The organism is Photorhabdus australis DSM 17609, from assembly GCF_000711895.1.
Classification (GTDB): Bacteria; Pseudomonadota; Gammaproteobacteria; order Enterobacterales; family Enterobacteriaceae; genus Photorhabdus; species Photorhabdus australis.
Genome location: NZ_KL543988.1, coordinates 45,333 through 61,923 on the forward strand (window position 1 = coordinate 45,333; position 16,591 = coordinate 61,923).

Here is a 16,591-nt window from a genome sequence, read left to right on the forward strand (position 1 = left end):
GCTTCTGCCTTAACCATGCTGACGGTCTAACCGCCATTGCAAAGCACTTTTAACAACCAATGTGATGATTGCCATCAACGCCAACAATGCCGCTGCGGTAAATGCCCCGACGGTATTGTAATCTTGATGCAATAATTCAACCTGCAACGGCAATGTGTAAGTTTCACCACGAATAGCACCAGATACCACTGAAACAGCACCAAATTCACCAATCGCCCGGGCATTGGTCAAAACCACACCATATAACAACGCCCAACGGATATTTGGTAACGTTACCCGCCAAAACATTTTCCAACCAGATGCTCCCAGCAATACTGCTGCCTCATCTTCCTGACTCCCTTGACTAAGCATCATTGGCACCAGTTCTCGAACAACAAACGGGCAAGTAACAAATACTGTCACCAACACCATTCCCGGCCAGGAAAACATCAATTGGATATCATAGGTTTCCAGTACACTCCCTGCCCAACCATTCGAACCATAAAATAATAAGTAGAGCAAACCAGCCACCACCGGCGAGACAGCAAATGGAATATCAATTAATGTCAGCAAACATTGCCGTCCAGGAAATTGAAAACGTGTTACCAACCAGGCAATCATTACACCAAAAATCAGGTTTACCGGAACCGTGATTAATGCAATCAATATCGTCAACCAAATGGCATGCAACATATCAGGATCTAAAAGATTCTGAGTGACAACACCAATTCCTTTAGAAAAGGCTGTCATAAAGATCCACATAATTGGTATCACTAACAGTAAGATTGAAAACAACACTCCTGTTGCAATAAGTGCCCATTTTCCCCAATTCACAGGAGGTCGTTGCGCCGCATAAGATTGAGATAATTCGACCATTAATGCCCTCCAATCCGCTTACCAAAGCGGCTTTGTAAGGTATTAATGCTAAACAGTAATATCAAGGATACAGCCAATATGACTGATGCAATGGCACTCGCAGCTGGATAATCAAACTCCTGTAAGCGGATAAAGATCATCAACGATACCACTTCTGTCTGCCATGCGATGTTACCTGCAATAAAGATCACTGCACCAAATTCTCCCAAACTGCGGGTAAAAGAGAGCGCTGCTCCCGCAATTAAAGCTGGAGATAGTTCCGGTAATATTACTCGCCAGAAAGTCTGCCAACGGCTTGCTCCCAACGTCTGAGCAGCTTCTTCATACTCTGGCCCTAACTCTTCAAGTACTGGCTGAATCGTTCGCACCACAAATGGCAAACTTGTGAATGCCATCGCTACTGCAATCCCCAGCCAGGTATTCACTACTTGCACATCAAAATGCCCAAGCAGTGAACCATACCAACCGGTAGCAGAGAACAGAGTTGCTAATGTCAAACCAGCTACCGCAGTAGGTAATGCAAAAGGGAGATCCATCAAGCCATCAAGTAAGCTACGACCGGGGAAACGATAGCGCGTGAGTACCCACGCCATCAGCATACCAAATACCGCATTAAACAAGCTGGCCGCCGCCGCCGCTAATAATGTGACTTTATAAGCTGCCACCACTTGAGGATTAGCTATAACCTGCCAATACTGGCCCCAAGTCATACTGGAAAGCTGCACAATCAATGCACTCAAGGGCAATAATAAGATCAGGCAGGTATAGAACAAACTGCTACCTAAACTCAGCCCAAAACCAGGCAATACCCGCTTACTAGAAACCGTAAACATTACTTATTCCCTTCTGCCAGCAATTGATCCAGGGTACCGCCAGTATTAAAGTGAATTTTCATCGCCTGAGGCCAACCACCGAACTGTTCTTCCAACCGGAACAATTTGGTTTCTGGAAAGAGAGCTTTCTGCCGCTCCATCACTTTCTTATCACTGACACGATAATTAAAACTGGTGATGATTTGTTGTGCCTGTGAGCTATAAAGATAATTCAAATAAGCTTTAGCCACTTCCTCAGTGCCATTTTTCATAACATTCTTATCAACCCAAGCCACAGGAAATTCCGCCAGAATATCTACCGACGGGACGATCACTTCATATTTGTCATCACCATATTGTTTACGGATGTTATTTACTTCAGATTCAAAACTTATCAGCACATCACCCAAATCACGCTCAATAAATGAAGTCGTTGCACCACGACCTCCAATATCAAACACAATGACATTTTTCAGGAAACGCTTCATCCACTCACGGGTTTTCCCCTGATCACCGTGATTCTTTTGTTGCATCGCTCCCCAGGCAGCCAGATAGGTATAACGGCCATTACCGGAAGTTTTAGGGTTTGGGAAAACTAATTTGACATCCTTACGTACTAAGTCGCTCCAATCATGAATATTTTGGGGATTACCTTTACGTACCAAAAACGCCATCGTGGAATAGTAAGGTGAACCGTTATTTGGCAGACGGTTTTGCCAGTCAGCAGGGATTAAACCACCACGATCATGCAAAATTTGTACATCTGTCACTTGATTGTAAGTCACTACATCAGCTCGCAAACCTTGAATAATTGCCAGTGCTTGTTTGGAAGAGCCTGCGTGGGATTGTTTAATTAGCAATTTGTCTTGTGGATGCAGTTCATTCCACTGTTTTTCAAATTCAGGATTAAGTGCAGAAAATAGCTCACGCGCAACGTCATAAGAGCTATTTAATAGCTCTACAGCAAAGACATTACTGCTGCTCAATAAAGTTACTGCTACCAGTCCGTTTAGTATTTTATTTTTTGCTGAATACTTTTTCATTGCTCACCTTAGTGCCTATCCCAGCAGGGGTTATTGGTGCAGGAAAACAAAATAGCCTAATGAAAGGTTCTTAACCTGTTATCTCACTCAAAACACACCAGTGACTAATGTATCCAGTTTATTTATAACAGGGTAGATAACTATCGCTGTTTAATATACCGAATTGCAATTAGAAAGCATGAAACGCAATAAGCTGGCAGAAACAGTAAGGTTTTTAAATGAAAAATGCGGGCCTGCTACGGCTCCGCATAACATAATATGAGGAAATAACGATACTCCAATCAATAATGGCTTTTTATCGCTTCCAGACTATACGTTCCACTTTCCAGTTTTTCAGCACATCATCAGAAGGAATCAAGCCTTCAGGGCCATCCCAGTTACCTGTAAACAGATAACTGACATTTTTGCTCTGCGGAGATTCGCAGATGATCGCTTTCTTCTCTGATTCACTCACCGTATTTCGACAAGCACCAAATGCTTTGTTATAAAGTGCCGAGAACGGAGTACCAACCTTTGTTCCCCAGACGGTTTTAACATCTTCATCTAACACATCAATACGACTAACTTTTCCATCTGTCTGACCAAAAAGCTCTATTTTCAATTGATTGCCGTCCATTGCTTGAAATACCGTCATCAACTGACCATTTTTAGTCGCCATACCACTACGTAAATGGTACTTCCCATGCAGCCCTTTATCTATCGCATCTCTATTAATTACTGTCAGTGCATTTATTTCTCCAACTCCTTGGTCTGAGATTTGTAGCGAATTACCAAACCAACTAAAAGGCGATAAACCCGACCATGAAAAACCAGATGAACCCGCACAACCGGCCAATAACAATGAACTACCTATTATGACAAAACGTAATCCTGACAACATGTTAGCGAAAGAAAACTCCTGCATAACTGACCCCTTTTGACTAAATACAAAGATGGCTACTGAGACATCCCTCCTGATTGTTAGTTTCAGAAAACACAAAAAGTTTATAAATGTTACTAACAATGAGTGAATATTATATTGATTAAATATCACTTCGCGGTATCCTACTTTTCCCAAGAAAAAACCATCTTTATTACAAGGTCAATATGATGAAAAAAACATTTGTAACCACCGCCTTAATTGCTCTATTCAGTACGCCATTAATGGCTCAAACCTCACATATGCAATCTGGTGGTTTTTCTGGCCCAAATGTTGAGCAACTTCAAACCCAGACAGCACCACAAGGTGGTTTTATCGATAACAATGTAAAAATATCGACCACTGAACAAGTGAAAAATATGTGGGATGACAGTTGGGTTGTGCTGGAGGGAAATATCGAATCCCGTATCCGTGGTGATCATTTCATATTCCGTGATAACACAGGAGTCATTGAAGTCGAAATTGATCATAAATACTGGAATGGCCAAACAATAACACCTCAGGATAAAGTCCGCCTTGAAGGTGAAGTCGATAAAGAATGGAGCTCCACGACAGTTGATGTAAAAAAAGTGACTAAATTGCACTAATGATTTGTGGCTGAATGGTACTAATAGTACTCATTCAGCCACATGACTCAACTCAATATTCCTGATCAATAATCAAACGCTTACTGAAAATAACACTTTCCTGATGGCGATCTTCATATTCCAGCTTTTCACACATATAGAGAATGGCATCATTATCCTCAGGAACAATAAACATTATTTTTGGACAACCACGGGCCATCAGCTTCTTTTCCAATCGGGAAACTAATGCATTTGCAATTCCTCGCCCCCGAAATTCAGGATGAACCCCCAAATAATAAGCCGAACCCCGGTGACCATCATAACCACCCATAACAGTCCCAACCACTTCACCAGCCACTTCTGCGACTAAAAACAGGTCAGGATCATGAGTCAATTTACGCTCAATATCCACTTCAGGATCAACACCAGGATTAAGTAAATCGCAGCGTTCCCATAAGGTGATCACTTCTTCAAAATCATCTTGTCGAAATACCCGAATTTCCATCCTTAACCAACCTGTTTTTATTGAAATAACAATTTTCTCATTATCTCCGCTTTAACCCCGGAATCAATACGAAAATGCCTTCTCTGTCACCAATAGATATAATATGGTATGTCATCGCATTACAATGAGAAAAGAGTAATGAACACACCAAACATTAATCAAATTAAATCTTTTTTCCTTTCATTACAGGAAAAAATTTGCCAGCAATTGGAACAAGCAGATGGCACAGCAAAATTTACCGAGCAGAGCTGGCAACGCAGAGAAGGCGGTGGTGGTCGCAGTCGAATTATGCAAGAAGGCACAGTATTCGAGCAAGCAGGCGCTAATTTTTCCCATATATCAGGAACCAGACTTCCCGTATCAGCAACAGCCCATCGCTCTGAATTAGCAGGTCGCAGTTATCAAGCAATGGGGATCTCTGTGGTTATTCATCCTTTAAATCCATATATACCAACCAGCCATGCTAACGTCCGGTTCTTTATTGCAGAAAAAGAAGGTGAATCTCCAGTATGGTGGTTCGGTGGAGGTTTTGATTTAACTCCCTATTATGGTTTTGAAGAAGATGTTATTCACTGGCACACTACCGCCAGAAATATATGCCAACCATATGGCGAAGATATTTACCCAAAATATAAAAAATGGTGTGATGATTATTTCTATATTAAACATCGTAATGAAGCTCGTGGGATTGGCGGTTTATTTTATGATGACTTAAATACCCCTAATTTTGAACATTGTTTTAACTTTACTCAAGATATAGGTAAAGGTTTTCTTCATGCCTATCTACCTATTGTAGAAAAAAGGAAAACCCTATTATGGGGTGAACGTGAACGAAAATTTCAATTATATCGCCGTGGTCGCTACGTAGAATTCAACTTAGTTTGGGACAGAGGAACTCTATTTGGATTACAAAGTGGTGGACGAACAGAATCTATATTAATGTCTATGCCACCCTTGGTACGCTGGGAATATGATTATCACCCTGAACCAGGATCTGCAGAAGCTTCTTTATATACTGACTTTCTACCAGTAAAAAGCTGGATATGATTTTTTATAATGTTAGGAATATTGCATACAATTATTCCTAACTACTTATATTTTTAATACGACCAATACAAAAATCCCTTACGCAAATAACATAACATTTTATTAACAACCCTTTAACATAAAAGAAGCATATAGCTCTGATGACTATCAGCTGGAAACGTGTTTAATATGAAACCGTACTTAAAGAGTACCTCTTATTAAAAATCTAATAATTTATTCCAGGAGATATTTATGCAAATACAAAACAATAACTACAAGGGTTTAATACCACCGTACATTCTTCAAAATATTTATAATAATAATAGCGAGAGTGAAAAACAGAAGGTATTAATGACATTAAATCATACCAATAGTTTAATGTTGAATAGTGTTATTGAAACAATAGAACCATCTGATAAAGATGACAAAGTTGTCCGTACAACTATACATCGCTCTATTTACGATGCAGAAAATAAACGCAAGTTGCCAGGAAAGTTAGTACGAGATGAAGGCGATCCAGACAACGGAGATAAATCAGTTGATAATGCATATAAATATTTAGAAGCAACTCATAGTTTCTATAAAGAAGTTTTTAATCGCAACTCATTAGATGATAAAGGAATGAAATTGATTGCCACTGTGCATTATGGCGAAGAATATATGAATGCATTCTGGGGCAACGGGCAAATGGTATTTGGCGATGGAGATGGAAAACTTTTCAATGACTTCACAACATCTATTGATGTTATCGGCCATGAATTATCTCATGGTGTTATTGAAAAAACAGCAAACTTGGTCTATTTCTTCCAGTCTGGATCATTGAATGAATCAATAGCGGATGTTTTTGGCACATTAGTAAAACAACATTACTTGAAACAAAAAGTTGACGAAGCAGATTGGATTATAGGCAGTGGGTTACTGGGCAAAGATGTTAAAGGTGTAGGGATTCGCTCAATGAAAAACCCCGGCAGTGCATATGATGATAAGGATCTCGGTAAAGATCCACAGCCTGGTCATATGGATGATTATAAAGACCTGCCGATTTTTAGAGACAATGGTGGTGTTCATATCAATTCAGGTATTCCTAATAAAGCCTTCTATAATCTGGCAATAAAATTAGGTGGATATGCCTGGGAGAAAGCAGGAAAAATATGGTACAACACATTGTTGGATAAAGATCTTGCACGTGATGCTAACTTCTCATCCTTCGCTAAATTAACAATTAAACATGCTCGTGAGTTATTTGATGAGGATGTTGAAAAAGCAACGATTGATAGCTGGAAAGAAGTGGGTGTTAAAGTAGAAGAAGATAAGGGCGACAAGGACAAAACTAAAGATAAAACCAAGGATAAAACTGAAGATTAATCTATAACATATCGCTGGTTAACGCCAGCGATATTTTATTATTTGTAATACCTGACTAGTAAAAAATATATCTAATAGAAGATGCCAAAATTGTTAACGACAAATTTCACGCTATACTAAAGAAATGTGAAAAATAACCGTAAAAAACTGGTATATCATGAATAATAAAACTCTCAAACTCACAACTGATAGTAAAATCACAATTTCCCTACAAGGAGGATTTGCCTCTGCACCTGGCCTTAACCAAGATAAGATTGTGAATTTAAATTCATTGTCTCCGCACCAACAGCAATTATTTCGTCAAGCCATAGAACAAGATTTTTCTGATTCCATGCCGCCATCACCATATCCTGATCAACATTATTATCTGATCAGTATCGCCAATGGAAATGAAGAATACCACTTCACTCTTCCAGAGTTAGATGCACCAGAAATAATTACCCAGATATGGGATGCTCACAAAAAGGGTGGTTAATACCACCCTTTCCTTTTTGAATTAACGTTTTTTTAGGTGAGCCATCAGACGCTTACGTTTACGCATCTGATTTGGTGTCAACGTATTACGTTTGTCTGCATACGGGTTTGCCCCTTCTTTAAACTGAATTCGAATAGGCGTCCCCATCACGTTCAGGGAACGACGGAAATAGTTCATCAGATAACGCTTATAAGAATCAGACAAATCAGTGACCTGATTACCATGGATCACTACGATTGGAGGATTATAACCACCAGCATGCGCATATTTCATTTTTACCCTGCGGCCACGGATCATTGGCGGCTGATGATCTTCTTCAGCCATACGCATAATGCGGGTTAATAATGAGGTATTTACACGGCGAGTCGCGCAGTCATAAGCCTCAAGAATCGAGTCAAACAAGTTCCCCACACCGCTGCCATGCAAAGCAGAGATAAAATGTACTCTAGCGAAATCAACAAAACCAAGACGATAATCAAGCATCTCTTTCACTTGCTCTTTATCTTCTTGTGACATGCCATCCCATTTATTGACCGCAATAACTAACGAGCGCCCGCTGTTAAGTATGAAACCCAGCAACGATAAATCCTGATCAGAGATGCCTTCACGCGCATCAATCACCAGTAACACAACGTTAGCATCCTCAATCGCCTGAAGCGTTTTGATCACTGAGAATTTTTCAACTGTTGCAGTAACCTTACCCCGCTTACGCACACCCGCGGTATCAATCAAGACATATTCGCGGCCATCGCGTTCCATTGGAATATAAATGCTGTCACGGGTGGTACCCGGCATGTCATAAACCACAACCCTCTCTTCACCTAAGATACGGTTAGTCAACGTAGATTTCCCTACGTTTGGCTTGCCGACAATGGCTAATTTTAATGGCAGAGTGGATGGATCAAAATCATCTTCCTCTTCTTCTACCATCTCCGACTCATTCTGTTCCTGTTCAGCCCAATATGCTGCATTCGCTTGTTCTTCGGTCAGCACAACCTCTTCTTCCTCACCCTTACCGGAAAAAGGCAACAACACTCGTTCGATAAGCTGGGTAACACCACGACCATGAGAAGCAGCAATAGAATATATATCACCTAACCCAAGCGAATAAAATTCAGCAATAGATGTATCAATATCAATACCATCGGTTTTATTTGCAACCAAAAAAGTCGCTTTTTCACGGCTACGCAAATGTTTTGCTATAGCATGGTCTGCTGGCATTAATCCAGCACGGGCATCTACCATAAATAGAACAATATCGGCTTCTTCAATCGCCATCAAAGATTGTGCTGCCATATGTGTTTCAACACCATCTTCGGTACCATCGATACCTCCGGTATCAATTATGATAAATTCCTGCCCTTCGACCTCAGCTCGACCATATTTGCGGTCGCGGGTCAGACCTGGAAAATCCGCTACCAGCGCATCTCTTGTACGGGTTAAACGGTTAAATAATGTGGATTTACCCACATTTGGGCGCCCTACCAGAGCGACGACAGGTATCATTTGTTGATGCCTCATGACTTAAATTTGAAATCAGTATTTTGCTGCTTATAGTTAACGCAACAAAATACTAAAAAGACGAAACGGCCCCTGTTCTTTCCAGGAGCCGTGGAACAATAACAACTCTTTATCTTATTTTCGATAAATAGATAGTAAAAATACTCAACGGGTAAACAGATAAACTGAGCCGTTTTTCGCCTGTACCATCAGTTTATCGCTGGCAACAACCGGACGACTCATTAAGCCTGAGCTATCAACTTTATGCTGGGCAACAAACTTACCATCATCCATATTCAACCAGTGCAAATAACCATCACTATCACCAACAACTAAATAGCCATTATACATTTCAGGCGCAGTCAGATTACGGTGCTGTAATTTTGTCTGAGTCCACAGCGTCACACCATCACTTTGACGCAGACTCATAACACGATCGTTTTGATCAACCATGTAAAGCTTATCACCAGAAACAACTATTTCGTTCACTGAACCCAAATCGCGTTTCCAGAGAATTTGACCTGAACGCATATCAAGCGCCACCAGATTACCATTATATGCTACTGCATATATCACACCCTCAGAAATAACGGGCGTCATATCAACATCATTAAGACGGCCAATTTCTGTAGAGCTGGTTACCTGAGAAATACGTTGTTGCCAAATTAATTGCCCCTGAGCAATCAGGACAGCACTGATACGGCCATTATCTCCCCCCACAATTGCCGCACCATAAGCCACAGCAGGAGCCGATTCACCACGCAATGATAATGATGGCGTGTCCATATTAACGGACCACTGAATTTTACCATCTGACTCATTCAATGCCTGCAACATACCGTTGCTGGTATGAATCAGCACCAAGCCATCACTTACAACCGGGCGCGATAATGCCTCACCGGCAACTTCAGACTCCCAGGCAACCTGGCCATCTGCCGCATTTAGTGCAATCACTTTCGCACGTTCAGTACCTACATATAAATAATCCCCGGAAACCGTCAGACCACCAGAGAGCAACGCAGGTATACGCGAAGAGAGAAAACCTGCTTTTTCAGCTAGATTTACCGACCATATCTCTTTGCCACTATCAATATTCAGTGCCTTAACGATACCATTACGATCAGCAACATAGACAACAGAACCTTGCCAGGTTGGTGTCAAATGAGAGTAATAACGACCTACACCATCACCTACGGATTTATCCCAGACAACACGTGGGTTAAATTGATTTTCAACCTGTGGTAACGGTGACATCGTTACCGTATCCTGCTCACTTGAACAACCTGCTAACAGAATGGAAGTAACCAGACCAACCAAGAGTGTTTTACGCAGCTGCATTGAAAGAATCCCCTTAGCTGGATAAGTTATTCAATTTAAGATTTAACATCGATTTGATCGCCTGAGGTGAATTCGCTACCAAACCTTTGGTATAGGCGGCACGAGCACCAGCAATATCACCTTTTTTCAACAGTGCATCACCACGGATATCCTCTGCTACTGCAACCCATCCAGAACCTTTCACCTGTTCTAGTGTTTTCAGTGCAACATCCGCTTTATCTTCTGCTAATTGAACCCTAGCTAAACGAATGTTAACCAAAGCCTGCAAATCTTCACTTTTTGCCTGCCCAACCGCTGTAGACAAAAACTGCTCCGCTTTAGCTAACTCATTCTTTTCAACAGCAAGCTTAGCCAGTTGCATATAAGCCATTACGCCATAGCTGTTATTTGTTTCACTGGCAAATTTCTCAACAGCGGTATTGTTCTCTTTTTTACCAGACAATAATCCACTATTTACCTGTTCAAAAGCTTCCGCACTTGCTTGCAACTGATTTGTCTGATGGGATTGCCAGTAACGCCAACCGATCAGCGCGCCAGCCCCCAATACCAACCCGAAAACCAACGCCTTACCATTATTGGCAAAAAAGCGGCGGATCGCGTCAACTTGTTCATTTTCATTAGTATAGACTTCCACAGAGTCTCTCCTTAGCCTAACAGTTCAGCCAAACGAGCTGCAATTTCGCCTTGCGACAACGTTTGTTGTTCGCCTGTACGTAAATCTTTAATGGCTACTTGACCAGAGCGTACTTCATCCTCACCAAGGATCAACGCAATTTTAGCGCCGTGTTTATCTGCACGCCCTAGTTGCTTCTTAAAATTACCTCCGCCGTGGTTCATCATCAGGCGCAATTGAGGCAACATATCACGTACCTGTTCAGCCAAAATCAATGCAGCCTGTTGACTTCCTTCACCAAAAGAAGCCAGATAAACATCAGCAACTGACAGCTCCGCCATAAATTCCGGGTTAATTTCCTGTACCAACAGAACTAAACGCTCCATTCCCATGGCAAAACCCACTGCCGGAGTTGAACGACCCCCCAACTGCTCAACCAGCCCATCGTACCGGCCACCAGCACAGACAGTCCCCTGGGCCCCAAGAGCCGTTGTCACCCATTCAAATACCGTGCGGTTATAATAATCCAGGCCGCGAACTAAACGCTGATTAATCCGGTACTTGATACCAACCGCATCAAGAAGTGCGCACAGGCTATTAAAATGTTCTTTTGATTCGGCATCAAGATAATCAAACAGTTCCGGTGCATCATTAAGAAGTTGCTGAACTTCAGAATTTTTCGAATCCAAAACACGCAATGGATTGCTGTACATACGGCGCTGGCAATCTTCATCCAGCTTATCTTTATGTTGCTCAAGAAAAGCAACCAGTGCTTCGCGGTAGCTGGCACGCGCCTCCAATGAACCAATAGAGTTCAGCTCAAGCGTTACATGCTCAGAAATACCAAGCTCACGCCACCAGCGGGCGGTCATTAAAATCAGTTCGGCATCAATATCAGGCCCCTGAAGACCAAATACTTCAGCACCTAATTGGTAAAATTGACGATAACGGCCTTTTTGGGGGCGCTCATAGCGAAACATTGGCCCGATATACCATACACGCTGTTCCTGATTGTACAGCAGACCATGTTCAATACCCGCACGCACGCAGCCCGCGGTATTTTCAGGACGTAGGGTCAAACTTTCACCATTGCGATCATCAAAGGTATACATTTCCTTTTCAACCACATCAGTCACTTCCCCGATAGCACGTTTAAATAACGGGGTCTGCTCTACAATCGGTGTACGGATCTCACTATAACCATAGCCCGCAAGCACTCGTTTCAAAGTGCTTTCAATACGCTGCCAGATAGCAGTATCTGCTGGCAAGTAGTCATTCATACCACGGATAGCTTGGATATTTTTTGCCACGTTTTATCTCTGTTAATAATTCAAAAATGATGTTGATTATAAAAGCGAATACTGACGAGGTTCAATTGGCAAACCAAACAGCACTAGCTCACGATAACTATGCGCTAGTGTCAGGTTTATTATTTATCTAATTGACTTATGTCAATACGCTTATTTTCATCCAGCATTGATGCCTTAGCACGGATCTTAGCCTCAAGCTGATCGATCATATCAGCATTATTGAGGCGCTCTTTCTGCCGAACCCCATCTTCATAAAAACCGCTTTTCGTCTTAGCACCGGTAACGCCCAAAGTGGAAACTTCCGCCTCACCCGGCCCATTAACGACACAACCAATGATTGAAACATCCATTGGTGTCAATAAATCTTCCAGACGCTGTTCCAAAGCATTAACTGTACCGATAACATCGAATTCCTGACGAGAACAGGTTGGACAAGCAATAAAATTAATGCCACGGGAACGAATACGCAGCGCCTTCAGAATGTCAAAACCGACTTTAACTTCCTCCACCGGATCGGCGGCTAGTGAAATACGCAGGGTATCACCGATACCTTCTGACAGCAGAATCCCCAAACCAATGGCTGATTTTACAGAACCCGCACGAGCGCCACCCGCTTCTGTAATACCAAGATGTAATGGCTGATCGATCTTCTGAGCCAGCAAACGATAAGCCCCAACCGCCAGAAATACATCCGACGCTTTTACGCTGATTTTGAACTGTTCAAAATTAAGTCTGTCGAGAATATCTACATGACGCATAGCCGATTCCACCAAGGCTTCTGGTGTTGGCTCACCATATTTTTCCTGAATATCCTTTTCCAATGATCCGCCATTCACACCAATACGGATTGGGATACTTTTATCACGGGCAGAAGCCACAACCTCACGGATACGTGCCTCATTACCAATATTACCCGGATTAATACGCAGACAATCAACACCATACTCAGCAACTTTAAGTGCAATACGGTAATCAAAATGAATATCTGCAACCAAAGGAACATTAACTTGCTGCTTAATCAGCTTAAATGCTTCTGCAGCATCCATCGTTGGTACTGATACTCGGACAATATCAACCCCAACACGTTCCAGCGACTTAATCTGTTTAACCGTTGCTTCCACATCTGTAGTACGTGTGTTTGTCATTGACTGCACCGCAATTGGTGCATCATCCCCGACTGGCACATTCCCTACATAAATACGCGTAGATTTGCGTCTTTTTATCGGCGATTCATTATGCATACTAGTGTTTCTCCCATACTTCCATGTGCTTACTTATGAAATAACAATTAATGCTGTACCACCAAGGCATTTACTGTGTTTCTGGTACTTTAAAACGCGCAATACGACCTGCTTTAATAAAGCTGCTCAAATCAACAGGCTTCCCTTGGAACTGCACATCCACTGCCGCCGGGGCACCAATAGTTAATTTATAAGGTAGTGAACCAGAAAGATTCAGACTATCGCCCTTCCTTTTAGTTCCGCTAAACAACGTTTTCCCATTAGCATCAACAACCTGCAACCAACAGGATGCTTTAAAATTCATCACCAATTTATCACTACCAGCCGCTACCGCTGATCGATTTTCCACAACATCGGGTATTTGCGCTGTACTCTGATTAATTGGATTGGTTGGTAATGGGACCGTCTGTGGCTGAGTTTCAGTTGTTTCCACTGACTGCTTTTGAGTTGATATTACAGGTTGAGTCGCTTCCCCACTATTATTCGCTTGCGCTGTATTTTCTGTTGAGACAACTGGCACGTGCGGCTCACTGGTCTGCAATTGTGTTGTTTGCTTGTGATTTCCCGCAGATAAATCCACCGCGTTAGTATCCTGCTGAGCAATCTGCACCGTAGACTGATCAGCCATTGAAATTAATTCCTTCTGCTGAGCTGTATGGTTTTGCCACCACCATGCTCCTGTCAAACTGATCACCACTAAAATAATTAGCCACGTAATCCGCATTAACCAATTGTCACGCTTTTTACGTTTCTTACCCAATGAAAAACTCTGCATTGGCGAAACTTTTGCTGTTTTCGCCGGAGTATGCTTATCCAGAATTGCTAACATTTCTTCTTCTGGAATTTGTACCAACTTAGCATAAGAGCGCACATAACCACGTAGAAAAGTCGGTGCCATATTGGCCGGTATATTGTCCTCTTCAATATCGCGAATAGTGGAAAGTTTCAGACACAGGCGATCAGCCACAGTCTGCTGAGTTAGCCCGTGTTGTTCGCGGGCCTGACGCAGGAGATGACCTGCTGTTAAGTGAGCTTGTTCTGGAGTCGTTTCAGTATTCATTAGCAAGAAGATGCAGCACTGTTCAGGTTGTGAAAAACTTCGCGCCGGCTTCTTGCAATAATTTTTACATTATACAACAGCCTGCGCGGCGAAATAGATTTGCTATTTTACTAGCGGCAAATCATTGATAACAAATACGCCTGTCAGCATTACTCCCGGCAAACAAAGTTTTAACTTCTTCATACTGCCCCTGTTCACAGAGAAAAGCGCTGTAATAATGCAATACCGTATCATTTCCTGACGCATACTGCATTGCTATTTTGTAACGCTGACGAGCAGCTTCTGGCTGGCCGGAATATTGCTCATATAACGCCATACCCAATTGGGCCTGATAATGGTCAGGCTCTACCAGTAATACTTTATCAAAGTGATATCTGGCAGCCGATAAGTTACCTTCGGCCAGATAAGCCATTCCCAATTGAATCCGAGTTTCTGCTGCCACTATTCGCGGTTTATTTCCGTTTGCTGGTTGACTGGAACAACCTACCAATAATGCAGCAGCAACAATCATTCCCGATAACATCCTTATCATACTATCCCCATTGTTCAAGGATTCGCAATTGTAACAATCATTTCGGTTACTGTATTTACAAGACCTGCCTGAATTCAGACTGTTCTTAACTGAATAGGTTCACCTGCCTGACGTTTTTTCAATGTACGTTTTGTACGATCAATAACATCACCGGCAAGCTGACCACATGCTGCATCGATATCATCGCCACGGGTCTTACGGACAATCGTTGTGAAGCCATATCCCATCAGTACCTTGGCAAAACGGTCGATGCGGCTGTTAGAACTGCGACCATATGGCGCACCCGGAAATGGGTTCCACGGAATCAAATTGATCTTACTCGGTGTATCTTTTAGGCATTCAGCCAATTGGTGTGCCTGTTCCACGCTGTCATTAATATGATCCAACATGACATATTCCACTGTCACCCGCCCTTGATTGGCATTGGATTTAGCTAAATAACGGCGTACACCAGCAAGGAATTGCTCAATATTATATTTACGATTGATAGGGACAATATCATCACGAACATCATCTGTCGGTGCATGCAGGGAAATTGCCAAAGCAACATCAATCATATCGCCAAGTTTATCCAACGCAGGCACCACTCCTGATGTAGACAGAGTCACGCGGCGTTTAGACAGACCAAAACCAAAATCATCCATCATGATTTCCATTGCAGGAACCACATTATTCAGGTTAAGCAGAGGCTCTCCCATTCCCATCATAACGACATTAGTAATCGGGCGACGACCGCTAGATTTCAATGAGCCAATAATTTTTGCTGCACGCCAAACCTGCCCGATGATTTCAGAAACCCGCAAATTACGGTTAAACCCTTGCTGAGCAGTAGAACAAAATTTACATTCTAATGCACAGCCTACCTGAGAAGAGACACACAACGTCGCCCGGTCATCTTCCGGGATATAAACCGTTTCAACTTGTTGATCGCCAACACTGATAGCCCATTTAATCGTGCCATCGGCTGAACGTTGTTCTTCTGCAACTTCAGGCGCACGAATCTCAGCAACCTGCTGTAATTTTGCCCGCAGGGTTTTGTTAATATCCGTCATCTGCTCAAAGTCGTCATAGCAGTAGTGATATATCCACTTCATCACTTGATCGGCACGGAAGGGTTTTTCCCCCATATCAACAAAGAACTGACGCATTTGCTTGCGATCCAGATCAAGTAAGTTAATTTTATCGTTTTTCTTTTCTGGAGTTTCAGACACGACGGAAGCAGCAACTTGTGCCACAGTATTTGGTTGGGACATTTTTTATATCGCCTCGTTGTTACACTTTCGGCTCTGCGCTGATGAATTCAACGCGAAGTTTCAATTCGGGTATCACTATCAATTTAGTATAGTGACAAATAATAAACGCCCCGTTGAATTAACAACGGGGCGCCGCATTGTACAAACTTTAATGCGATGATGCTACGGGTAACTGTAA

Annotated in this window: 17 protein-coding genes; 4 read left to right on the forward strand and 13 right to left on the reverse strand. The window is 42.3% G+C overall.

What is annotated here, in order from left to right; all coding sequences use genetic code 11:
• Positions 1-9: 9 nt before the first annotated feature.
• From cysW to BO26_RS20540, 4 genes are all read right to left on the reverse strand, one after another.
• Positions 10-855: a sulfate/thiosulfate ABC transporter permease CysW gene (gene cysW, locus BO26_RS20525; protein ID WP_036774716.1), complete on the reverse strand. Its 846-nt coding sequence runs from the start codon at positions 853-855 to the stop codon at positions 10-12.
• Positions 855-1,688: a sulfate/thiosulfate ABC transporter permease CysT gene (gene cysT, locus BO26_RS20530; protein ID WP_036774717.1), complete on the reverse strand. Its 834-nt coding sequence runs from the start codon at positions 1,686-1,688 to the stop codon at positions 855-857. The genes cysW and cysT overlap by 1 nt, the downstream gene beginning before the upstream one ends.
• Complete coding sequence (locus BO26_RS20535; protein ID WP_036774718.1) at positions 1,688-2,710, reverse strand: sulfate ABC transporter substrate-binding protein; 1,023 nt, start codon at positions 2,708-2,710, stop codon at positions 1,688-1,690. The genes cysT and BO26_RS20535 overlap by 1 nt, the downstream gene beginning before the upstream one ends.
• Positions 2,711-3,005: 295 nt before the next feature.
• Complete coding sequence (locus tag BO26_RS20540; protein ID WP_036774719.1) at positions 3,006-3,614, reverse strand: RpoE-regulated lipoprotein; 609 nt, start codon at positions 3,612-3,614, stop codon at positions 3,006-3,008.
• Between the two features lie 182 nt (positions 3,615-3,796).
• Between BO26_RS20540 and BO26_RS20545 the strand changes: the two genes are divergently transcribed.
• Positions 3,797-4,216: a YgiW/YdeI family stress tolerance OB fold protein gene (locus tag BO26_RS20545; protein WP_420864723.1), complete on the forward strand. Its 420-nt coding sequence runs from the start codon at positions 3,797-3,799 to the stop codon at positions 4,214-4,216.
• 52 nt (positions 4,217-4,268) lie between these two features.
• On the opposite strand, the gene BO26_RS20550 is transcribed toward BO26_RS20545, so the two are convergent.
• The gene (locus BO26_RS20550; RefSeq protein WP_036774721.1) at positions 4,269-4,700 is read right to left on the reverse strand and encodes a GNAT family acetyltransferase; all 432 of its coding nucleotides are present in this window, start codon (positions 4,698-4,700) and stop codon (positions 4,269-4,271) included.
• Positions 4,701-4,838: 138 nt separating this feature from the next.
• Between BO26_RS20550 and hemF the strand changes: the two genes are divergently transcribed.
• The 3 genes from hemF (at position 4,839) to BO26_RS20565 (ending at position 7,566) form a co-directional block, all read left to right on the forward strand.
• Complete coding sequence (gene hemF, locus BO26_RS20555) at positions 4,839-5,747, forward strand: oxygen-dependent coproporphyrinogen oxidase (protein WP_036774723.1); 909 nt, start codon at positions 4,839-4,841, stop codon at positions 5,745-5,747.
• A 231-nt stretch (positions 5,748-5,978) separates the two neighbouring features.
• Positions 5,979-7,091 carry a metalloprotease PrtS gene (gene prtS / locus BO26_RS20560; protein ID WP_036774724.1) on the forward strand — a complete coding sequence of 371 codons (1,113 nt, stop codon included), beginning with the start codon at positions 5,979-5,981 and terminating at the stop codon, positions 7,089-7,091.
• Between the two features lie 157 nt (positions 7,092-7,248).
• A complete protein-coding gene (locus BO26_RS20565) occupies positions 7,249-7,566 on the forward strand; it encodes a protealysin inhibitor emfourin (RefSeq protein WP_036774725.1) in 318 nt (105 codons plus the stop codon).
• Positions 7,567-7,587: 21 nt separating this feature from the next.
• Here the strand turns inward: BO26_RS20565 and der are convergent, their stop codons facing one another.
• The 8 genes from der to rlmN all read right to left on the reverse strand — a co-directional run bounded on the left by der (position 7,588) and on the right by rlmN (position 16,413).
• Complete coding sequence (gene der, locus BO26_RS20570) at positions 7,588-9,072, reverse strand: ribosome biogenesis GTPase Der (protein WP_036774726.1); 1,485 nt, start codon at positions 9,070-9,072, stop codon at positions 7,588-7,590.
• A 159-nt stretch (positions 9,073-9,231) separates the two neighbouring features.
• On the reverse strand, positions 9,232-10,404 hold the full coding sequence (gene bamB / locus BO26_RS20575) for an outer membrane protein assembly factor BamB (protein WP_036774727.1): 1,173 nt from the start codon (positions 10,402-10,404) through the stop codon (positions 9,232-9,234).
• A gap of 13 nt (positions 10,405-10,417) precedes the next feature.
• Positions 10,418-11,038: a YfgM family protein gene (locus BO26_RS20580; RefSeq protein WP_036774729.1), complete on the reverse strand. Its 621-nt coding sequence runs from the start codon at positions 11,036-11,038 to the stop codon at positions 10,418-10,420.
• Positions 11,039-11,049: 11 nt separating this feature from the next.
• Positions 11,050-12,327: a histidine--tRNA ligase gene (gene hisS, locus BO26_RS20585; RefSeq protein ID WP_036774731.1), complete on the reverse strand. Its 1,278-nt coding sequence runs from the start codon at positions 12,325-12,327 to the stop codon at positions 11,050-11,052.
• A gap of 119 nt (positions 12,328-12,446) precedes the next feature.
• Complete coding sequence (gene ispG / locus BO26_RS20590; protein WP_036774733.1) at positions 12,447-13,568, reverse strand: flavodoxin-dependent (E)-4-hydroxy-3-methylbut-2-enyl-diphosphate synthase; 1,122 nt, start codon at positions 13,566-13,568, stop codon at positions 12,447-12,449.
• A 70-nt stretch (positions 13,569-13,638) separates the two neighbouring features.
• Entirely contained in the window at positions 13,639-14,628 is a 990-nt protein-coding gene (rodZ, locus tag BO26_RS20595; RefSeq protein WP_036774734.1) for a cytoskeleton protein RodZ, read from the reverse strand.
• A gap of 121 nt (positions 14,629-14,749) precedes the next feature.
• Entirely contained in the window at positions 14,750-15,160 is a 411-nt protein-coding gene (locus BO26_RS20600; RefSeq protein ID WP_036774735.1) for a tetratricopeptide repeat protein, read from the reverse strand.
• Positions 15,161-15,234: 74 nt separating this feature from the next.
• Entirely contained in the window at positions 15,235-16,413 is a 1,179-nt protein-coding gene (gene rlmN, locus BO26_RS20605; RefSeq protein WP_036774736.1) for a dual-specificity RNA methyltransferase RlmN, read from the reverse strand.
• Positions 16,414-16,591 lie beyond the last annotated feature (178 nt).

Bases quoted from the DNA above. Each gene is read 5' to 3' on its own strand.
- ispG (WP_036774733.1), bottom strand. From the start codon at position 13,568: ATGCATAATGAATCGCCGATAAAAAGACGCAAATCTACGCGTATTTAT.
- hemF (WP_036774723.1), top strand. From the start codon at position 4,839: ATGAACACACCAAACATTAATCAAATTAAATCTTTTTTCCTTTCATTA.
- BO26_RS20545 (WP_420864723.1), top strand. From the start codon at position 3,797: ATGATGAAAAAAACATTTGTAACCACCGCCTTAATTGCTCTATTCAGT.
- BO26_RS20535 (WP_036774718.1), bottom strand. From the start codon at position 2,710: ATGAAAAAGTATTCAGCAAAAAATAAAATACTAAACGGACTGGTAGCA.
- der (WP_036774726.1), bottom strand. From the start codon at position 9,072: ATGATACCTGTCGTCGCTCTGGTAGGGCGCCCAAATGTGGGTAAATCC.
- BO26_RS20600 (WP_036774735.1), bottom strand. From the start codon at position 15,160: ATGATAAGGATGTTATCGGGAATGATTGTTGCTGCTGCATTATTGGTA.
- rodZ (WP_036774734.1), bottom strand. From the start codon at position 14,628: ATGAATACTGAAACGACTCCAGAACAAGCTCACTTAACAGCAGGTCAT.
- BO26_RS20540 (WP_036774719.1), bottom strand. From the start codon at position 3,614: ATGCAGGAGTTTTCTTTCGCTAACATGTTGTCAGGATTACGTTTTGTC.
- rlmN (WP_036774736.1), bottom strand. From the start codon at position 16,413: ATGTCCCAACCAAATACTGTGGCACAAGTTGCTGCTTCCGTCGTGTCT.
- BO26_RS20550 (WP_036774721.1), bottom strand. From the start codon at position 4,700: ATGGAAATTCGGGTATTTCGACAAGATGATTTTGAAGAAGTGATCACC.
- bamB (WP_036774727.1), bottom strand. From the start codon at position 10,404: ATGCAGCTGCGTAAAACACTCTTGGTTGGTCTGGTTACTTCCATTCTG.
- cysT (WP_036774717.1), bottom strand. From the start codon at position 1,688: ATGTTTACGGTTTCTAGTAAGCGGGTATTGCCTGGTTTTGGGCTGAGT.
- cysW (WP_036774716.1), bottom strand. From the start codon at position 855: ATGGTCGAATTATCTCAATCTTATGCGGCGCAACGACCTCCTGTGAAT.
- prtS (WP_036774724.1), top strand. From the start codon at position 5,979: ATGCAAATACAAAACAATAACTACAAGGGTTTAATACCACCGTACATT.
- BO26_RS20565 (WP_036774725.1), top strand. From the start codon at position 7,249: ATGAATAATAAAACTCTCAAACTCACAACTGATAGTAAAATCACAATT.